This window comes from Tateyamaria sp. syn59, from assembly GCF_007995245.1.
Taxonomy (GTDB): Bacteria; Pseudomonadota; Alphaproteobacteria; order Rhodobacterales; family Rhodobacteraceae; genus Tateyamaria.
The window spans coordinates 1-17,366 of sequence record NZ_VCBA01000011.1 but is presented as its reverse complement, the minus strand read 5'-3'; the positions used below and the strand labels follow the sequence as shown (position 1 = coordinate 17,366).

Genomic DNA, 17,366 nt, shown 5'->3' with positions numbered 1-17,366 from the left:
CCTCTCTCCTATGGCTCGCGATGTGCTTTGACTGTTTCGGCTTCTCGCAGCAGACCTATCGCGCGCAGATGAAACAGCCGCGAGACAATATCAGTGTCAGGATGCAAAGCAGAAACCTGGGCGAGAAGGGCCGCCTCTGACCGGGGCTCATGACATAGAGCCAGCAATGCCATGCTCGGCAAGTCGAGCTGAAAGGAGCGATCGGCAGTTTTCACCAGAATCACCTTGCCGAGATGGCTGAGGAAAACTGCGTCTGGCGTGATGAACGGCTGACCCTCATCGGGTCCATGCTGCACCGGAGGCCAACAGCTTCCTTCCGCGAGCACCTCGCGACCAAGGGCCTGGGAAAAGCGGAGCATGCCCCCGGCCCAAGCCCTCATCTCGTCTTCGGTGACGGCTTCCATGCGGAACTGATAGCGTAGAAATCCTTCGGCCAGCTCAGACCGCACGTCGTGACCTTCAAGTCGCCGGAAAATCCACTTGCGACGCCCGTTGGTATCGCCACGCTGACAAAGCAGCGCCTCCATCTGATGATAGAGGCAAAGCCGTGCCGCGCTGATCGCTGTCAGAGGGTGGGCATCAAACGCGCCGACGCAGTCATCGAAAAAACTGGCGGCCGACGCCATATGATAGGCATAGTGCAGCCGTGCAAGTCGGGCATAGTCAAACTGGCTTGTACAAGCGTGCCATGACTGCTGCCCATATAGAACGATGGCAGTGCGCATTTTCTCTACCAATTCGAGTTGATCGAAAGAACCGTCCAGCCTGCGCGTGGCGTTCAGCGTCGCAGACAGCTTGGCGGTGTAATCCTGATCAACGATAAGGATTTCGGCGTGGCGCCCCTGCGAAACGATGACGTCATAGCGTCCGATCCGATCCGCGGGCACCGCAGCACCATCAAGCAGCGCGATCAGATCGACATCAGAACGATCCGTCGCGAAGCCCCAGGCGTGTGAACCAGTCAATGCAATAGCCCGCAGAGCCTCGCCGTAGCGCTCCTTCGCCGCCGTGACGATTGCCTGACCAAATTGCGCATATGGCTCTTCGGCCGGAAAACTGGACGCCGAACCATCTGTGCAGGTCTGCGTGCCTACGGTCGTCATAGACTTGGCTCTGTGGCTGACGGCGCACTTATTCCAACATGCGACAGCACGTTATCTGCAAATTCGGGGAAATCTGCGGCCTGGCGCACCATCGCAAAGAGCTCTTCTTCACGCGCACCAGTCCAACGGTCACCAAGTTCCAATAGAGGTGCCAGTTCCAACCATTTCATCAGCACCTCGACATTCTTGATTAGGGAAAGATCACATGCCGACCGCGTCACCGCTTGGGCAAACCGTTGCTGGTATGCACTGTCACACATGGCATCGGCGAGTTCTGGAATAGCGTCTTGCTCTCTGAGATCACTCTGCGCAGCAAAGTTACAAAGCCGCAGACGCTTCATATCCTGCCTGTGTTCTGACGGGTTCGTAACATCTGGCCAGAAGCCAGCAAAATAGTCGCACATGTCGCGCGCGGCATACTGCTTCCAGCTTGGTCGAGAATAAACATATCCGCGGCCTCGCTGTGCGGTATCAAGAGCGTTGCAGAGGGTCATGCAACCCGTGACAATCGGTGGCAGATCGCTCAACCAAACAAGGGTTTGTATGCTGCGTAGCGGCACCTTCGGTAGAGCGACGTGAACCGCCTGAGGCCACCGTTCCGCACGCTCAACCGCACCCCGACCGATTGTCAGAATTGCAACGTCACGGCCCATCCGCTTTGCCACCTGCTGGGCCACATCAAAGTAGACATCCAACTGGCTTTCTCGGCCAGGATAGACAAAGCAAATTGATCGCCCGCCTGATTGCCCACGCACGTCACGCGCCAGCGCATCATCAATACCGCTTGGCCGGGTACACACATCCGGGCGCACGTAAAGTCCCAGGTTGAAGGCACCCGCATTCAAGCAGTGCTGACCGGACACTGTGTCGGTCTTGTGCCTTCTCGTCAGCTCTCTATCGCGTCCAGGTTCGTCGATCACAAAACTCAGACCGCCACCCAGCGCAACGGTCTTGGCCAGCCGCCCTTGGTTGTCTGAGAAGACAAGGCCAAAATTCCGTGCACGCAAGTCAGCTAGCTTGCGTCCGACGGACTTAGGTGCGGGCAACAGAGACTGCGACGGGAATTGAAACGCAACTCCATGGACCATTTGGTCTATGTCTTTTTTGTCAGGATCCAGGCCCGGCACCAATGCCGAAACGATATCAGCAGTATTTGAAACCTGGCCATGCGCCTTGCGCAATTCTTGCATCCTGTCACGCGCATAGTCGACGACGATCAAACGGACTCGTGCGTCCGGGTGGCGTGCTTTGAACGCAAAGGTCTGGTGCAGGTTGGTTGTAATGTCACCGTAGCCACCCCATACGTCTCCATTTCCGAAGTTCTGCACGCCAGAAAAGAAGTCGAATGCCATATGTTCGAAAGCGCTCTCGATCCGCTGGATCGTGCGGTTGATAAGAGCACGCTGCGTCACGCCTCTATTCCCTGTAATGCAAGCATCCTGCGCCAAGCTTCGTGCACCATCGCGGGCGGCAAAACGCAGCGCTCTGACCGGCGCGCCTTCAGCCCGGCGACTTGCCTCGCTGCGTTATCGGGATCCATATCGCGTAGCAAAACATCCGCCACAATGCTTGCAAGCTCTTCCATATCGCTCTCAACAAGGCCAAGTTTGGTGGCTTCATTGACACCCATCCTCAGACCCGGCGCCCGCAAACTGGGCACCAAGGCATAGGGGTTGAGCACGATGCCCGCTTTGAACAGGAGCGCGGACGCCTCGAAGTGGGTATAGCTGTCAATTGCGCCGACCCAAACCTGATGTGTCTCCGTATAGTCACGATCATCGCCCTGAACGGGCAACCCGGCCCGGTGCAAAGCGCGCGCCAGCGTCTTGGCATTTGAACAGACCTGCTGTGCATACTGCGGCCCGCCGCAATGTTCGAACTCGATCAGCGCCAAGGTCAGCGCCAGGGTTGAAGCCGTGTGCGGGTGGCTGATGATGTTCATTGTCGCATCGAGAAGTCGTTTGGCCACCTGCTTCTCTCGCATCAGGACAACAGCCTTGTGCGGCCCCGCAAATGTCTTGTGCGTCGAACCACCGTAGCTATCCGCCCCCTCGTCAAGCGGGTTTGGCAGAACGCCCCCCCAAATCAGCCCGTTGAGGTGGCTGCTGTCCACATGGATATGACAGGGTACCTTCTGAGACGCCCGAACCGTGCGAACCAGCGCAGCGATATCAAGCGCAAATAACGCAGTCGATTGGTCGGCATAGATCATGGAAGGTTGCAGCGTGCTGACCATATCAGCTAACCTCTCGTGATCGACCGTAGCGTAGTCCAACACCGGCAATCGCTCCATCCGATAGCTAAACTTGTGACCGACATAGCGGGTGTCAGGGTGCCCGCCTGCGCGCAACGGAACCGAAAATACGGTCGCGCCCGGTGCACCACCGAAAGCTGCGAATACAGCCGTCATGCAAGTGAGACCGGAGACTGCTGCCACATTGACGTAGTTGGCGCCACCCACGCGTTTGAGCGCAGGTATCAGAATGCTATCTTGCACGCTCCCCAAGGCTTCGCCCGCCTCAAAGCCCCATTGGCCGCCCACTTCCTCAGCATTGAAGTAATACCGGCTATATCCATCGGAAAGGTAAGCGAGACGCGCGGCGGCCGACAGCGTATTTTCGCTCGGGACGAGGCTAATCCTTTTGGCCATCGACTGTTCGTGACCAAATAAAACATCGCTTACCTGTTGAAACGCATCAGCGGCTTTCGACCGATCAACGCCCGCCACACTGACAGCATTATTAACAGCCTTATTGACAGCCAATTCTGTCTCTTGCACCTTTAATTGGCGAACCATGGACGCCAATCACACATAGGCAGGAGTTTCATGTCTGATCTACCCTCTAGCATAAAAGTGAGTGTGAGCTTTGGGGAGCTATTTGACAAGATAGCCATCCTTGAGATCAAGTCGGAGCGCATCCAAGAAACCTCAAAGCGGAATAATTCCGCCCATGAATTGGCGGCATTGCGCCGATCAAGAGATGAAATATTTCAGCAAGAGGAGATCAAACTGATCGATTCTCTTTTAAGAGATCTCAAAAGCGTCAACGAAAACTTGTGGGAAATAGAAGATCGAATTCGTGAACATGAAGCCGCTCATGACTTTGGGGCAGACTTCATAAAATTAGCCCGATCCGTCTACCAGATGAACGATGAACGCTACCGCCTCAAGCGAGAGATCAACCTCGCACTTGGCTCCCCGCTGATTGAAGAAAAGTCTTATTGTTGAACATTTTAAGAAGTAAAAACGCACAAATATCGCACCTCAGACAGGCGCTTGAAAGATAATGCCGCCGGCACGCCACTTCTCAAGTGGCAATTTCTCGCCCGGTCAGACGCGAGATTACGCCACCACCACCTAGACGAGAACTTGCGCTGCTCCATTACTTTGCTAACCTAAAAGGATGCGATTAAATCAGCCAAGATGGAGGTGTATGGCGGCCAAATGAACATATTGAGTCGGAACGAAATCTGTGAATCAGACAGATGGTCTGATTGGCACTGGCAACTCTCCAATTCAATCCGTAAAATCGAAGAACTTGAGCAATGGGTTGATCTCACTGAAGATGAACGAAAGGTTATAAAAGATTCCGAAAATCGTTTCCGCTGGCAAATAACACCCTATTACGCAGCGCTTATGGACAAGCATGATTCGAATTGTCCAATTCGGCTTCAAGCCATCCCAAGTCGTCAAGAATTAATGACGCACGCCAATTCGGATGTCGATCCAGTCGGCGATATGCAATATCGAAAAACCAATCGTGTTGTGCACAAGTATCATGATCGCGTCATCATGCTCGTGACACAGAATTGCCCGGTCTACTGTCGCCATTGCACACGAAAGTTTCATACAACGGAAAAGCAGCAGTCCTACTTCGCCGAAGGTGAAGGGAGCAGCTACGACGCTGACTTTGAATACATCGCAGCACACCCAGAAATCCGTGATGTGTTGCTGACCGGCGGTGACCCACTGACATACAACGACCGCCGCATCGAACAAATTCTCGCCCGCTTGCGCGACATACCACACGTTGAAATCATCCGCATCGGGTCGCGGTATCCTGTCTTGCTGCCGCAACGGATCACTGACGACTTTTGCGCAATGCTGGAGCGATACCATCCGGTTTGGTTCAGCACCCACTTCAACCATCCCAGCGAGATCACAGCAGAAGCTGCTGCTGCATGCGATCGCTTGCTGCGCGCCGGTGTGCCGGTTCAGAACCAAACGGTTTTGCTGAAAGGGATCAATGACGATGTTGAGACGATGCGCGCACTGCTTTGCAGACTGCTCGAGATCAGGGTGAAGCCCTACTATCTCTATCATTGTGACAACGTCTCAGGTGTGTCCCATTTCATGACGGACATCGAGCGGGGCAATGCAATTATGGAGGCGCTTACCGGCCACATCAGTGGCTATGCCATACCGCGCTACATCGTGACGACGAAGCTGGGAAAAATCCCACTGGAGAAAAGCTACGTTACGCAGAAAGACGGGAAAATCATCCTGCGCAGTCACACTGGCCAGACCATGACCATCAATGCGCTCGACGATGTGGCCCTGCAGGCTGAAGTGCTGCCGCAACATGACTGAAACGGCCCTTAGCATCGCTGCCCCAGATGGGCAGCAGGAACGTGATACGCAATTCTATTTCTGCGGCACCATCGGTGATGGCTTTATCGCAATGTGCAAACTAAGCCGCCTGGCGCAAGCTGCGCCGGTGCGTCTGCGCCGCATCTGCCGACACGCTGGTATGGACACCAAGATTGGCGAAGTTGCTAATCTTTTCAATGGGATCAACTACAATCCGGATTATGTTCATCGCGACACGATACCTGAAATGCGTGTCTTTGCGGAAAATCAGCCTGATCGCTATATCAACATCTTTCACGATGGCGCCGGGCGCGGGAATGAACCGGATGACCCCGCAACTCTGACATTCGAGCCGTTCCCACAACTCAATCTGCCCAAGCAAGATGAGCGGCCAAGTCGTCTTCTCGTCGGGATCAATATGAACAGTGGCAGTCGGCAAGCAGCGCAACGGCGCATGGACGTTGGTTGGTGCGTTAGGCTGGGCCAATGTCTTGCAGCATGCACTGACATCACAATCGTGCTTATGGGCACCGAAGAGTCTTTTGATGAGGACGAGGCCGCTCTTCTGCGAGACCTGCCCGACAACGTGATCAATCTGATCGGGCAGCAAGGGCTCACAGAGGCTCTCACTTTCCTTTCTACACTGGATTTTCTGATCACGCCCGAAGGCATCGTCTCGTTTTTCGCTGCATCTCAACGCGTGCCTAGCCTCGTTCTCTACGAAGACCGGTCGGCGCTTTTGCGCATGCATCCCGATTGGCACGCCCTTTCGATCTGCATGCGCCCGAAGAAGGTCAAGGACGGGACCCGATGGCAGGCATGCGCTGTGGAGCAAGCGGCCAACATCATTTTAGCGCGTTTCGCTCCGGAGGTCGCCTGAGCGATGTCGAACCTGGAATTCCGGGCGGTGGCGCAAAACGAGGTAGCGGATTACGTCAATACCGTGTTCGCCGCGGCCGGGAAGTCAGCCTCGCCAGAGTTCATCGAAGAGCAAGCTGAGGCCTTCGATATGAGCCTTGCTCTAGCTGCATATGACAAAGGACGCGTTGTTGGCACACTCGGGTCGCGCGCGCTTGAACTCTCGCTGTCTGAGAACGTCCGTATCCCTATTGCCGCCGTTGGGCAGGCGGCAGTTTTGCCGACGCATACGCGCATGGGGGTCATTCATACCCTGCTGATGCAGACCATGCAGGATGCCCTTGATCGCGGAAATCCGACCTGCGCTTGGACATCTTCGGACTGGCCGCTTTGGGAGCGGTACGGTTCCGGTGTCGCAACATTCAGCGCAAGTCACCGCGTTCACGCGCCACATCCGCGGGACTTTCGCGAAGAGATTGGCTCGACCGGCGCGATTTCTTTGGTAACTGCCGAAAATCTCAAGGCTGTGCTTGCCGATCTCCACCGCGCCTGCTCAAACCGACCCGGCAGCGTGGCACGGGGCCCTAAATACTGGCACCGATTGATTGCACGTCTGGAGGCTGGCAAATCGCCGGATGTTTTGTCGGACAGCAACGGCTTGCCACGCCCCTTTTATTGCCTGTTACGCGACAGTCAGGACACGCCGAAGGGGTTTGCGATCTACCGCGTCCATCAGCGGGAAGCGGCGGGCATGCCCGATTGCGAACTTGAGCTTTTACATATCTCCGCCGTTGACATCGCAGGCGAGGCGACACTCTGGTCGTTTCTCTTTCGCGTTGACCTGGTCGGAAGTATCCGAATTGGACACGCACCGCTCGTCCCGGCACTGAAATGGATGTTAAAAAACGGTCGCAAACTCGAAACCCTGTCCGTTCAAGATCACATCTGGCTTCGCATCCTAGATCCGGTCGCCCTATTCCAGAAGGCCGTTCTGGGAAGCACAAACAGACCCCTGCGGCTTGCGGTCGTTGACCCGGTTGCATTCCTTGATCCCTTTACGATTGAGATCATGTCCGATGGCTCTACAACATCGGCAAAGCTCACGGACGACGCCCCTGACGCAGCGCTTGATCTCAGCACGCTGTCAAGCTTGGTGCTACGCGGCCTCTCAACCTGGGATCTTGTGCAAAGCGGGCGCATTAAGATCGAGACACCAGGCGCAGAGAGCGCGCTCAGCGCGTGTTTCATGGGCGCCCCGGCCCCTTTCACAGACACCAGCTTTTGAGGTTGCAACGATGAAACGACACCTCATTTTTCCCGACGACAGGCCCTGCACATCAAATCGCCCGTGTTCTTTCAATGATGCACTGTTTACTCGCAGAGATGTACGCCCCATCCTGCTACGGCCGGACCTCAAAATCCACGACCCCGAGTACCTGGACCGAACCCGCGACATGGATGTCTTTGCCATCGACCTGTCCGCAGGTGTTCGAGCCGAGGCAGCGCGGTTCAAGGACTGGTGCAAGCCCAAAGGGCTCAAGCCCGACAGTTTCTGTTGCATGTCCGAGCCAGATCAGGAGTTCTGGCAAGCTTTCGCGAATGCTGTGGGCGTCGGAGGGCTACCTGCGGATGTTGCGCGCGCGCTGCGCGACAAACCTACGATGAAGGCGCGGCTGAACCGCGCGGGCTTCGCCACCGCACCGTTCGCACATGTTAAGACCCTGCGTGACCTCCACAACTTCGTACACCTGCATGGATTTCCCATCGTTCTAAAACCTGTGAACGGCTGGGGAACCTTGTCCACAACGGTCCTCAAAAGCGCGAACGATCTGGAGAGTGTTTCAATCGCTGCGGGCCCCTTTGACATGATGGTTGAGGCCTTCATCCAGGATGAGGAATATGAACTATGTGCGCTCATAGCCGAGGGCGAGGTGCTGCATGTCTTTCCCTCGCTGATGCCTTCGCGGCCCGTCGATGCGGCGCAGGGTTCGCTCAATGCAAACATAAGTGTTGGGAAAGACCACAGCCATATCCCGTTTGCTGATCTGCGCGAGATGGTCCAGCGCGTGGTAGACGCATTTGAGCTGCCGCACGGATATCTGCATATGGAGGTCTTTATCTCTTCGGACGGCAGCCGGCTGACTTTCGGAGAGCTGGCCCTGCGCTATCCCGGGTGTGAAATTGCGCGAAATCATGGCCTTGCATTGGGGTTCGATATCGCAGGGGCAACGCTGGACACTTACCTTGGCCTGCGCCCGACCCCAGTCTTTACCCGTCAGAGTTGTGTCGGCGATCTGCTATTGCCGTATCGTACCGGTTACGTTCGGCACATCACATCCGAAGCTGCCCTCATGGCGATGGAGGGCGTCATCGGCGTACACCTACCGATCAAGCAGGGTGACGTACTGCAGCCCCTGCCAGCCTCATCTTTCAACTGTACTGGTTGGGTTTTCATAGAAGGCGAGACACCTGGCGAAGTAGCGCAACGCATGCGGCAGGTGCATGAGGCCTTTGAACTCGCGGTTGAGGAGCTCGCGGCATGACAGCTGGGGGCTCCGACAAATCCGTGGCTGTTACGCGCCCAAGTCCGGCCGTTTCTACCGGTGCCGAGAACACGGTGCAGAGCTGGGCAAGGGAGACGTTCGCGGAAAGCCTGGTGATTAGCGCCATCACCGGGTCAACGGCAGCAGAACTATCAAATACCACATCGAATTTGGATGCATGGGTTGTGCTGGACGACGTTAGCTACCCGATGAATACGCCATCGGTTCGCCAGAGCTATAACCACGCCGCGCGCAACATCAAAGCGCTTTTGATGCGCAAGTCGGAATGGTCCCGCCTGATCAGGCACCTCGAGAAGATCGATCTGTCAGTTCACTCGCAGGAGTCCATCAGTCTGGAGAGCGTCATGAATTCAAAGCGCCTATATGGGAACGAGCAATTCGACGAGCTCATCACCAACGAAGTCAGGCAAACCTATGCAGAGCGTTTGTTCGATGGGCAACGCGACATGTCCCTGTCGCTCTTTCTCGATTATCTCGGCGCTTTAGAGGATGGCGAACCGGCCCTGATCACTGAGCTGCTGCAAAGCCTGTTTAGATCCGAGCTAGAGTGCCTTTTGATCCAGAAAGGCGACACCTACCGCAAGGCGAAGTGGCTTCCCAAACGTCTGCGGCGCAAGAGCGAACTGGCCGAAAAGTACTATGCCACTTACCGCAATCTTCTGCTGCGCCCAGAGGCTCTTGGCACCCCGGAGTGGACGGATTGGGTGCATGAAATCTGGTCCTGCCACCAGGTCGTACAATGGGACATCCTCTTTGGTAGGCGCGAGATGGTCAGCCTCTCCAACGGAGATGCTGTATCAGGGTTGCAGGTCCCGAGTCACAATAGATCAAGTCCTCTTTTCATCCTGCAGATCAACGATCGGTACTTCTGCAAAACTGTCGACCGACAGTTCGAACTGTCGGAGCTAGCAGCTTGCCTGGCATGCCAACCCAAGCTCAGGGGTTCTAACGGACAGATAAAGCTGCCGCCAGAAGTCACGACGGCACAGTTGGAACAGGCCTATGGTAGCCTCGCGCGCAGCGGTCTACTTCGGCTACAGGAACAGGTATCCTGATCGTGGGCGGCACATGTGGCGTATGAACAAAGCCAATGTCTCTCGGCCCGCGCAGGCGCGACGCATCTTCAGCAAAGACTATGATCCTTATGCCTCGACCAACTTCCTCCTCAGCGACCTGCGAAGCGAACTGAAATCCCGGCAAACCCGACGTCGATTTTATCTATGCATTGCCGCTATCCTGATCGCTGTCACCGCAGCAAGCATTGCGATGGTATTTTATGTCCAATTGGCTCTTCCCGCGACGTTCAAGCTGTCAACCTCTCCGCTTCCGATAAGGCTGACGACGCAAACCGATGTGATTGTCGAGCAAAGGCTGTTCGAGCCTGGTCAAGCTGTCGGGACCGGAGATCAACTCGTCATGGCCCGCAAGACAGATGCCTTCACCAACGAAGACGAGGTCACCACCCGGCTCTCGGCGCTGCAGCGAAAGATTGATCTGGCCCGTGAGGCACTTGCCGAGCAGGAAACACGCCTCACAGGCGTCAGTGCCATTCATGACGACTTTGGCGCCGAGATCACGACAGCGTTTCAGCAGCAAGAAGAGCGCGTTTCGCGCGAGAACGCCATTGCCGAGCGTTTTGACGAAATCTCAGAGATATCAGCGGAGCTGTCGAACCGTGGCATGACCTCAGAGGTCTCGATGATGGAAACGGAGATAGAGGCGCTGAATGCACGCGCGAATATACTCGACCAACAGGTTTCTCTGTCATCGTCCATCGCGTCGCGCATTCAGGACGGCCTCGAGTTTCAAAGTGAGATACACCGGATACGCATGCAGGTCCTGCAAACCAGGGATCGGATTGAAGGGTTGACGGAGGAGATGCGACAGCTGGCGCAGGACAGCATCGTCACCCTGCGCGCGCCGCGCGATGCCACTGTCCGTTTCATACCAGAAGCGGACACCCTGGTGTTGGAGGGCGGTGCTTTGGCCGTCATGGTGCCGGAGGGCGCAAATCCCGTGCTCGAAACGGCGCTCGACCGCGACAAGGCCAATCACATTGCGGTGGGTGCAAAGGCCAGCATATCGTTTCAGGAGGGCGGTCGCACCCGGGTGCTGCCGACGCATGTCATTGATATACAGCACGATCCGGAAACGAACATGTACCGGGTTCTTCTGCTTGCTCCGGACGAAATCACAACGCGCTTTGCATCCGCTTCGCTCAACGTGAACGACGGTTTCAGGGGCCACATACATACATCCAGAGGCATCCGCAGCTGGCTTAATCTTTGAACGCTTCGAAGCGATGCAATCTACTGCTGCCAGCATCCGTTTTTGCAGCCAAAGCATGCCTGTCGGTTTGCGCGGCATGGGAACGACAATCAGTGCGTTTATTCGGTTTTCGATTGGTCAGGACACGAATCAGCAAAGCTTCGCCGATACACGTGCAGGTTTAAGCACAGCTGCAGGCCGCAGCTGCCAGTTCGTTGCGAAATATGACGCCGACCGGGATCTTACTGTCACTGCCGATAACGGCATCAACAGCAAAAGGAGACCCCGATGAAGGATGCAAAAGCACGCAACGAGCTCGAAAAGGATCTCGTCGAAAAGTTTGACGAGGCGGACGTGCGCGAGCTGACGCTGGAAGAGATGCTTCTGGTGTCCGGTGGCCGCGGCATGAGCGCCAGCGTCAGCGGCGGCGGCGGTTGGTCCGTCTAAAGCTGCACATTCACACGACTTGTACCGCGGTGCCCGGATTTACGTAGTCCGGGCACCGTCAGCGTTTTTGCCAATTCGGAAAGGTCCTCAGAACCCGCTATCCTGTTTTCAAAGCACAAAACCGGGATATCAAGCTCTTCACCCCGCAGACATGCGGCGTCGTGAAAAACATCCTGAAGCGCAAAAAACTTAGCCAGATGCGCATCGGGGTAAAAGTCATCCAAACCCCGCGCGTTGCACATGTCTTGCCAGGTTTCCCAAGATACGACTACGTTCACGATAACATCAGGGGTCGGCAAACGCTCATGGTCCAGGCGAGCGCAGTCTGCGAGTACACTTGCATAAGGCCCGCTTCCGAAAAAGCCCGGTTCAATTTGCGTGACGATCGTGTGGTGAAGTATATCGAAGACACTGTCGAGTATCACTGTTGCCTTGAGCTTGGACAGAACCTGCGCCTCAAGCAAATTGCTCACACGCCAGGAACGCAGAAACAGGTCCTTAATATCGCGATGAGATTGGGGCAGCCGTGTCGCATTTGGCCAATCGCTCATCGGTGGCTCGCCCCGAAACTCCGCGGGCATAGCATCGCTTAGCGCTTGCGCCAAATAGCTCTTTCCGCAGCTCACGGTACCGTTCAGAGCAATGATCATGACCTGACCTTCCCAAAGAGGAACTCGATCAGTTGAGCCGAGCAAAGTCCGCGCTGCTCAATCACACCAAATGCACGCGCAGTTTCACGTAAAATATCGAGTACATCGGCCATATCTTTTGAAAAGCTTTCCAAAGAACTTGCAGTCGTGTTCTCAATCTCTTCCGGCGTCCGGCTCCAGAGACCTCGATGCCGCTTCATCAGACGGTCTGCAGCCGCCAGATCGCCTGCGCCCGCTGGCGGGACGCATTGATAGGCCGACACAAAACTGGTGCTCAGCGGTTGATTTCTCTGGACTGCCTGAATGACACGGATCGCGTTCGGAAAGGTGACCACGCGCCCGAGCGTGGCCCGCTTTGTGGACAGACCAACAAGTGTATTCAGGATAGCGAGACGCTCCAGCCGCCAATATAGCTGCATTACGGAAACCGCCCGCCCCACATCCGCGGGCCCCGGCGTCGCATCCGCAAACTTGGTTGGGACCTCCCCAAGCAAGAGCCGCAGGGTTTCGCGGATCATCGGAGGTGGACCGGCGCAGACCTCATTGCGGCCGATCAACCGGTCATGTGCTTCCGCATCGCGGATCATCGCGTCGGCATCCATTTGGTCGAAGCCTGCGACGCTGTGCCGGCGCACGCAATGCAACGCCAACTCATAAACCCCGTGACAGATTTTCGCGGCCGTTGCGACGACGGGGGGCACCGGCCCCACCTCAGGTCCATAGAGCCATAGCTTCGGTGTATGGTAGGCCGCGTGGCTGGCGAAAAGAAAACGCTGCGGGGCGCTGAGGTTGATGTGCTGCGCACCCAACATACTAGAGATCCAGTGGTCGACGCTGTCGCGCTGCGACACGTAAATCGAAAGCGCTTTGACGTTCATGGGCTTTGCATGCATCCGACGGCTGCCCGGGTAGCGGCACTGCCGATAGTCGCCTGGGGCCGGTCGGTTCAGGATTGAACGGCCTTCCAGTAGTGACCGCCCATCGCCATCGACATCTTCCATCGGCACGAGGAACCGCATCAAACCGAGGTCTGCCATCAACTGCGGCGCCACGGGGTAGATCATGACGTTGCGCGCGCTGTGACCGCAGTGCCACCCGGGCGGCGGCTCAACGAGACCACGCGATCCGCTCGCCCAATCGTTCGCTCGCGATGCGATGTGAGGATGAGTGTCGCACCCCGCCGTGCTAGGCGCCGAAACAACACATCTTCCACCTCGGCATCCAGGTTCCCGGTCATTTCATCAAGGATAAGCACCTCCGGGTTGCGGTAAAGCGCACGGGCCAGCATTAGGCGGTGCTTCTCTCCCGTCGAGAGGAATGAACTGCTGTGCAGCGGGGTAAACAGACCCATTGGCAGGCGTTCCAAAAGATCGGTCAAGACAGCATCTTCGCACGCCTGGATCATGCGCGCCTCGTCGAGCACCGGGTCAAACAGCGCAATGTTCTGAGCAAATGTGCCGGAGAATGTACCGTCTTCCTGCAACACGCAGCCAACGGTTTCGACAAACATCGGCCGCGGAATGTGGCGCATATCCTGCCCAAACCAGAACAGCTGGCCTTTCTCTGGAAATTGCAGCCCCGCACACAGCCGCAGCAATGTCGTTTTGCCCACTCCGGACGAGCCCGTAATGCAAACAGTTTCCCCGCGACGCACCTCAACGCTGAGATCCTCAAAAAGATAGTCGGATGTTCGGTCGTAGCGGTATGCCAACGAAGACAGCCGCAAAGCGGTCTTGTTTAGACTGGACGGCCAAATCAAAGGCGCCGCACTTGCTGGATCATCGTTCTCTTGATCCGCGCGCACCACGCCGGGATGCATAGGATCGCGCTCGGCCGACAAGATCAGGCTCGCGCGCGCCAGGGCCTCGCGGGCAAGGGTGAGCTTCTCCAGATCCTCGATCACGCTTGTGACGAAAGCAGAAAACAACATCGCTACGAGCACCAGCACAAACATCAGATCCATTGAAACCGTGCCGCTCATCACCAGGACAGCCGCGCCGATGACAACTGCAGCACGCAACAAAGCCCGCAAAAACTCGATTGTTGCCTTTTCGACCGATAGGCGCAGGTCAGCGTGAATACGGTGCTGTCCGATGACGCGATAGAGTTCCCACCACAGTCGCAACCGCGGCGTCTCACCCGCGTTCAGCCGCAAGGTCTGAAAGTTTGAGAAGTTTTCGTTCAATATCATAGCTTCTCGGCTTTCCGACCGACGCAGCCGCTCACGTTCTTCCTCGCGCGACAGACGGGACACGTGCGAGATCCAAAAATGTACAGCGGCAAAGCACAACAGGACAAGGCCAAACCAGACCTTCAGGAAAAACGCTCCCACAAGCAGCAGCAGCAGAGCAGACGCGTTGCTTACAATCTGAACTGCACCGGCAGAGAGGTTTGTTCGGAATTGGCGCAAATCGGAAAAGACATCCAAAACCCCGCTGCGCGAGACCTTCAGGAAATGCTCGTAGGAGATATCATGTGTCGCGCGCGGCAGCATGCGTGCCAGCTGTGCGTCGATCCGGGTGGATAGGTCGTCAATCAAGTAGGACCGGATCATGCCAAAGGAGAAAAACGCCAACGACACAGCGATGAAAATCCCCGTCAGCAAAATAAGGCCTTGCATGCTCAACCCGACAGCGCTGTGGGTCATGACCATCCTCAGGAATATGGGGAATGCAAAGACCGACAACGCCGGCACAACACCCACACAGACGCTCACCAGAAGCCGACGTTTCCAGCTCGGCACCAACTTGAAGGCGTCGATGATCCCCAGCCTTTCAATCCTATCGAGCGACACAGCGCCGCGCTCAAAAGATACCGAGACGGCGACACCGGTGTACCTGTCCTTCAACTCCAAGTTGTTGACCGCAAAACGGCCACTTGCGGGATCAAGGATGTGATAGGCGCCGCGGCTGATACGCTCTAGCACGACGTAATGGTTCATGCCCCAATGCAGAATTGCCGGCAAGTCAACCTTGTCCAAGGATCGGTGATCGACCTTCACAGCGCGGCAGGACAGTCCGAGACCCTCTGCGATGGTCACCAAGTGTAGGAGCGAGGTTCCATTGGGTGGAATGAAAAAACGATGCTGAATTTCGTCGAGGTCATATTCAACGCCGAGGATTTGTGCGGTCATGACAAGACATGCCACACCGCAGTCGGATGTCCCCCGTTGAAATTGAACCCTTGTTTTCAAGACTGGCTTTCGAAGGAGGCGATCATTGAATCTCGGTCTAAGTTGCGGGAGTGGACAGAGGCAGTCCGCAAGACCACCAGCATACTCGCTCAACAAACTTTAGAAGATTGCCTTGCCACCGGGACAGCGAGGGTGTGCGGTGCGGTGCTGTTGAGCGGTATGTAGCCGAGTATAAAACTGCATGACCGGATTATCGCTCATGCTCAGTGCGCTAACGCACTTTTGAAGAAAGCGGCCGAAGCCTTCCGCGCAAGAGGCGTGATACGGCTCGATCTGGGGACCGTGGATACGGACAACGCCCCAGGGCTGGCCCGGTTCAAGATCGGCAGCGGTGCGCAGATCCGCCCGCTAGGGGGCACTTGGCTCCGGATCCCAGGCCTCTGAGCGCCAATGATGTACACACTGTCCATCAAGTTCTTCTGAGGGTCGCGATCGGACATTTCTCACCTGCACAGCATCAGTCAATTTGAGCTCTCCACAAGCATCCGCTGCGCCGTGACCCGACGGCTCCTTCCAGCCCGAAGCCGACATTGCCTCTCGGCTGTTGGGCGAGCAAGTCGCGGGACTTTGCCGACCTTGGATTTTCGGGCTTTGCTGGCGCAGCATTCGTTCGCTAGCGCAGCACGCGTGTTGCTGCGGCGCAGTGCGTATCACCAGAGCGGTCATTGATAGACGCCGCTTCCTCCCGATCCGAAACGGAGCTTTCGCTGCTGCCCGGTCCGACCATCCAGACGCGGGCTTAGCTGCCGTTGCTGTTTTCAATTCGAACGGCAGCTTAGCGTTGTATCGCGTTAGAGGCGCAACTTGATACCTAAAAGAAAACTTTAGTTTCACCTCGCTGGTTAGGCACGTTGGCAAAAAGATGTTCGGCAAATGCGGTCACCCGCCGCGGCTGTGCTCTCCCGGGTGGGAACATCACTTGCAGTGGATTTGGCGGAGGTAAGTAGTCTTCAAGTAGCGACACCAGGGTTCCAGAGCGAATGTCTTCCGCGACATCCAACTCTGATTTCAAAACGATCCCGTGTCCGGCAAGTGCCCATGACCGAGTGAGCCACCCGTCATTTACAACGCGGCTTCCACGGACTGTTACGCTTTGTGGCTGTGAACCGCTGCGGAACTGCCAGACATTGTCCAAGGTCTCGCCGAAACGCATGACGAGGCAGTTGTGGTCTCTGAGATCGTTTGGGGATTCGGGAGTTCCATGCCTTTCCAAGTAGCTGGGAGCGGCACAAACAAGGCGTTGGAACCTTCCGAGACTCCGCACACGTAAAGTCGAGTCAGTGACGTTGCCAAAGCGCACAGCCAAATCGAATCCACGACCGACCAGATCGACGTATCCGTCGGATAAAGACAGTTCGATGGAAACGGCTGGGTTCTCTTCGGTGAACGTCGATATAGCCTGCGAGACGATGGAGCGCCCCAGATCAACGGGAGCTGAGATGCGGATCGGCCCGGAGAGCGTTTCGGCCCCGTGGCGAATGCGCGTGTCGAGGTCAGAAACTTCGCTCAGAACGGATTTGGCGCCGTCCAGAAGCGTGCGGCCTTCCTCGGTTAAGCTGATGGACCGTGTTGTGCGATTAAACAACACGACGCCGTAGTGTGCCTCGAGTGCCGCTAACCGTTCCGACACGGTGGTCGTGGACATGCCGTTTTCGCGGGCTGCAGCGACGAGGCTGCCCTTCTCAGCTATGT

16 protein-coding genes are annotated in these 17,366 nt (G+C 56.4%); 9 read left to right on the top strand and 7 right to left on the bottom strand.

All coding sequences use genetic code 11. From position 1 onward, the window contains the following. Positions 1-8 precede the first annotated feature (8 nt). From FD715_RS17815 to FD715_RS17805, 3 genes are read right to left on the bottom strand one after another with little or no spacing between them, the layout of a single operon-like run. Positions 9-1,103, bottom strand: coding sequence for a nucleotidyltransferase domain-containing protein (locus tag FD715_RS17815; RefSeq protein WP_147113021.1), 1,095 nt, complete (start codon positions 1,101-1,103; stop codon positions 9-11). Next, positions 1,100-2,551, bottom strand: a complete 1,452-nt coding sequence (locus tag FD715_RS17810) for a hypothetical protein (RefSeq protein ID WP_147113018.1) — start codon at positions 2,549-2,551, stop codon at positions 1,100-1,102. Before FD715_RS17810 ends, FD715_RS17815 begins: the two co-directional genes overlap by 4 nt. Next, positions 2,512-3,900, bottom strand: coding sequence for a hypothetical protein (locus FD715_RS17805; protein ID WP_147113015.1), 1,389 nt, complete (start codon positions 3,898-3,900; stop codon positions 2,512-2,514). Before FD715_RS17805 ends, FD715_RS17810 begins: the two co-directional genes overlap by 40 nt. Before the next feature lie 30 nt (positions 3,901-3,930). On the opposite strand from FD715_RS17805, the gene FD715_RS17800 reads away from it, so the two are divergent. From FD715_RS17800 to FD715_RS22570, 9 genes are all read left to right on the top strand, one after another. Beyond that, the gene (locus FD715_RS17800; protein ID WP_147113010.1) at positions 3,931-4,332 is read left to right on the top strand and encodes a DUF6165 family protein; all 402 of its coding nucleotides are present in this window, start codon (positions 3,931-3,933) and stop codon (positions 4,330-4,332) included. A gap of 195 nt (positions 4,333-4,527) precedes the next feature. Beyond that, positions 4,528-5,694, top strand: coding sequence for an arginine 2,3-aminomutase (gene blsG / locus FD715_RS17795; RefSeq protein WP_223274962.1), 1,167 nt, complete (start codon positions 4,528-4,530; stop codon positions 5,692-5,694). Then, entirely contained in the window at positions 5,687-6,574 is an 888-nt protein-coding gene (locus FD715_RS17790; protein WP_147113006.1) for a glycosyltransferase family 9 protein, read from the top strand. The genes blsG and FD715_RS17790 overlap by 8 nt, the downstream gene beginning before the upstream one ends. Before the next feature lie 3 nt (positions 6,575-6,577). Continuing rightward, positions 6,578-7,837 carry a GNAT family N-acetyltransferase gene (locus FD715_RS17785; protein ID WP_147113003.1) on the top strand — a complete coding sequence of 420 codons (1,260 nt, stop codon included), beginning with the start codon at positions 6,578-6,580 and terminating at the stop codon, positions 7,835-7,837. Between the two features lie 169 nt (positions 7,838-8,006). Continuing rightward, complete coding sequence (locus FD715_RS17780) at positions 8,007-9,095, top strand: ATP-grasp domain-containing protein (RefSeq protein WP_189799539.1); 1,089 nt, start codon at positions 8,007-8,009, stop codon at positions 9,093-9,095. After that, complete coding sequence (locus FD715_RS17775) at positions 9,092-10,171, top strand: hypothetical protein (protein WP_147112997.1); 1,080 nt, start codon at positions 9,092-9,094, stop codon at positions 10,169-10,171. Before FD715_RS17780 ends, FD715_RS17775 begins: the two co-directional genes overlap by 4 nt. A 13-nt stretch (positions 10,172-10,184) precedes the next feature. Further along, positions 10,185-11,405: a hypothetical protein gene (locus FD715_RS17770; protein ID WP_147112995.1), complete on the top strand. Its 1,221-nt coding sequence runs from the start codon at positions 10,185-10,187 to the stop codon at positions 11,403-11,405. A gap of 13 nt (positions 11,406-11,418) precedes the next feature. Further along, the gene (locus FD715_RS17765; protein ID WP_147112993.1) at positions 11,419-11,676 is read left to right on the top strand and encodes a hypothetical protein; all 258 of its coding nucleotides are present in this window, start codon (positions 11,419-11,421) and stop codon (positions 11,674-11,676) included. Continuing rightward, positions 11,673-11,831: a hypothetical protein gene (locus tag FD715_RS22570; protein ID WP_189799538.1), complete on the top strand. Its 159-nt coding sequence runs from the start codon at positions 11,673-11,675 to the stop codon at positions 11,829-11,831. The genes FD715_RS17765 and FD715_RS22570 overlap by 4 nt, the downstream gene beginning before the upstream one ends. On the opposite strand, the gene FD715_RS17760 is transcribed toward FD715_RS22570, so the two are convergent. The 4 genes from FD715_RS17760 to FD715_RS17740 all read right to left on the bottom strand — a co-directional run bounded on the left by FD715_RS17760 (position 11,828) and on the right by FD715_RS17740 (position 17,364). Next, complete coding sequence (locus FD715_RS17760) at positions 11,828-12,481, bottom strand: hypothetical protein (protein ID WP_147112990.1); 654 nt, start codon at positions 12,479-12,481, stop codon at positions 11,828-11,830. The genes FD715_RS22570 and FD715_RS17760 overlap by 4 nt on opposite strands. Next, positions 12,478-13,533 carry a hypothetical protein gene (locus tag FD715_RS17755; RefSeq protein WP_147112988.1) on the bottom strand — a complete coding sequence of 352 codons (1,056 nt, stop codon included), beginning with the start codon at positions 13,531-13,533 and terminating at the stop codon, positions 12,478-12,480. Before FD715_RS17755 ends, FD715_RS17760 begins: the two co-directional genes overlap by 4 nt. Before the next feature lie 8 nt (positions 13,534-13,541). Beyond that, positions 13,542-15,767: a peptidase domain-containing ABC transporter gene (locus tag FD715_RS17750; protein ID WP_189799537.1), complete on the bottom strand. Its 2,226-nt coding sequence runs from the start codon at positions 15,765-15,767 to the stop codon at positions 13,542-13,544. 718 nt (positions 15,768-16,485) lie between these two features. Continuing rightward, entirely contained in the window at positions 16,486-17,364 is an 879-nt protein-coding gene (locus FD715_RS17740) for a LysR family transcriptional regulator (protein WP_147112983.1), read from the bottom strand. Between the last annotated feature and the right edge of the window lie 2 nt (positions 17,365-17,366).

Coding starts and splice junctions, on each gene's coding strand:
- FD715_RS17790 (WP_147113006.1), top strand. CDS start 5,687: ATGACTGAAACGGCCCTTAGCATCGCTGCCCCAGATGGGCAGCAGGAA.
- FD715_RS17800 (WP_147113010.1), top strand. CDS start 3,931: ATGTCTGATCTACCCTCTAGCATAAAAGTGAGTGTGAGCTTTGGGGAG.
- FD715_RS17780 (WP_189799539.1), top strand. CDS start 8,007: ATGGATGTCTTTGCCATCGACCTGTCCGCAGGTGTTCGAGCCGAGGCA.
- FD715_RS17775 (WP_147112997.1), top strand. CDS start 9,092: ATGACAGCTGGGGGCTCCGACAAATCCGTGGCTGTTACGCGCCCAAGT.
- FD715_RS17765 (WP_147112993.1), top strand. CDS start 11,419: ATGCAATCTACTGCTGCCAGCATCCGTTTTTGCAGCCAAAGCATGCCT.
- FD715_RS17770 (WP_147112995.1), top strand. CDS start 10,185: ATGTGGCGTATGAACAAAGCCAATGTCTCTCGGCCCGCGCAGGCGCGA.
- FD715_RS17815 (WP_147113021.1), bottom strand. CDS start 1,103: ATGACGACCGTAGGCACGCAGACCTGCACAGATGGTTCGGCGTCCAGT.
- FD715_RS22570 (WP_189799538.1), top strand. CDS start 11,673: ATGAAGGATGCAAAAGCACGCAACGAGCTCGAAAAGGATCTCGTCGAA.
- FD715_RS17805 (WP_147113015.1), bottom strand. CDS start 3,900: ATGGTTCGCCAATTAAAGGTGCAAGAGACAGAATTGGCTGTCAATAAG.
- blsG (WP_223274962.1), top strand. CDS start 4,528: ATGGAGGTGTATGGCGGCCAAATGAACATATTGAGTCGGAACGAAATC.
- FD715_RS17785 (WP_147113003.1), top strand. CDS start 6,578: ATGTCGAACCTGGAATTCCGGGCGGTGGCGCAAAACGAGGTAGCGGAT.
- FD715_RS17760 (WP_147112990.1), bottom strand. CDS start 12,481: ATGATCATTGCTCTGAACGGTACCGTGAGCTGCGGAAAGAGCTATTTG.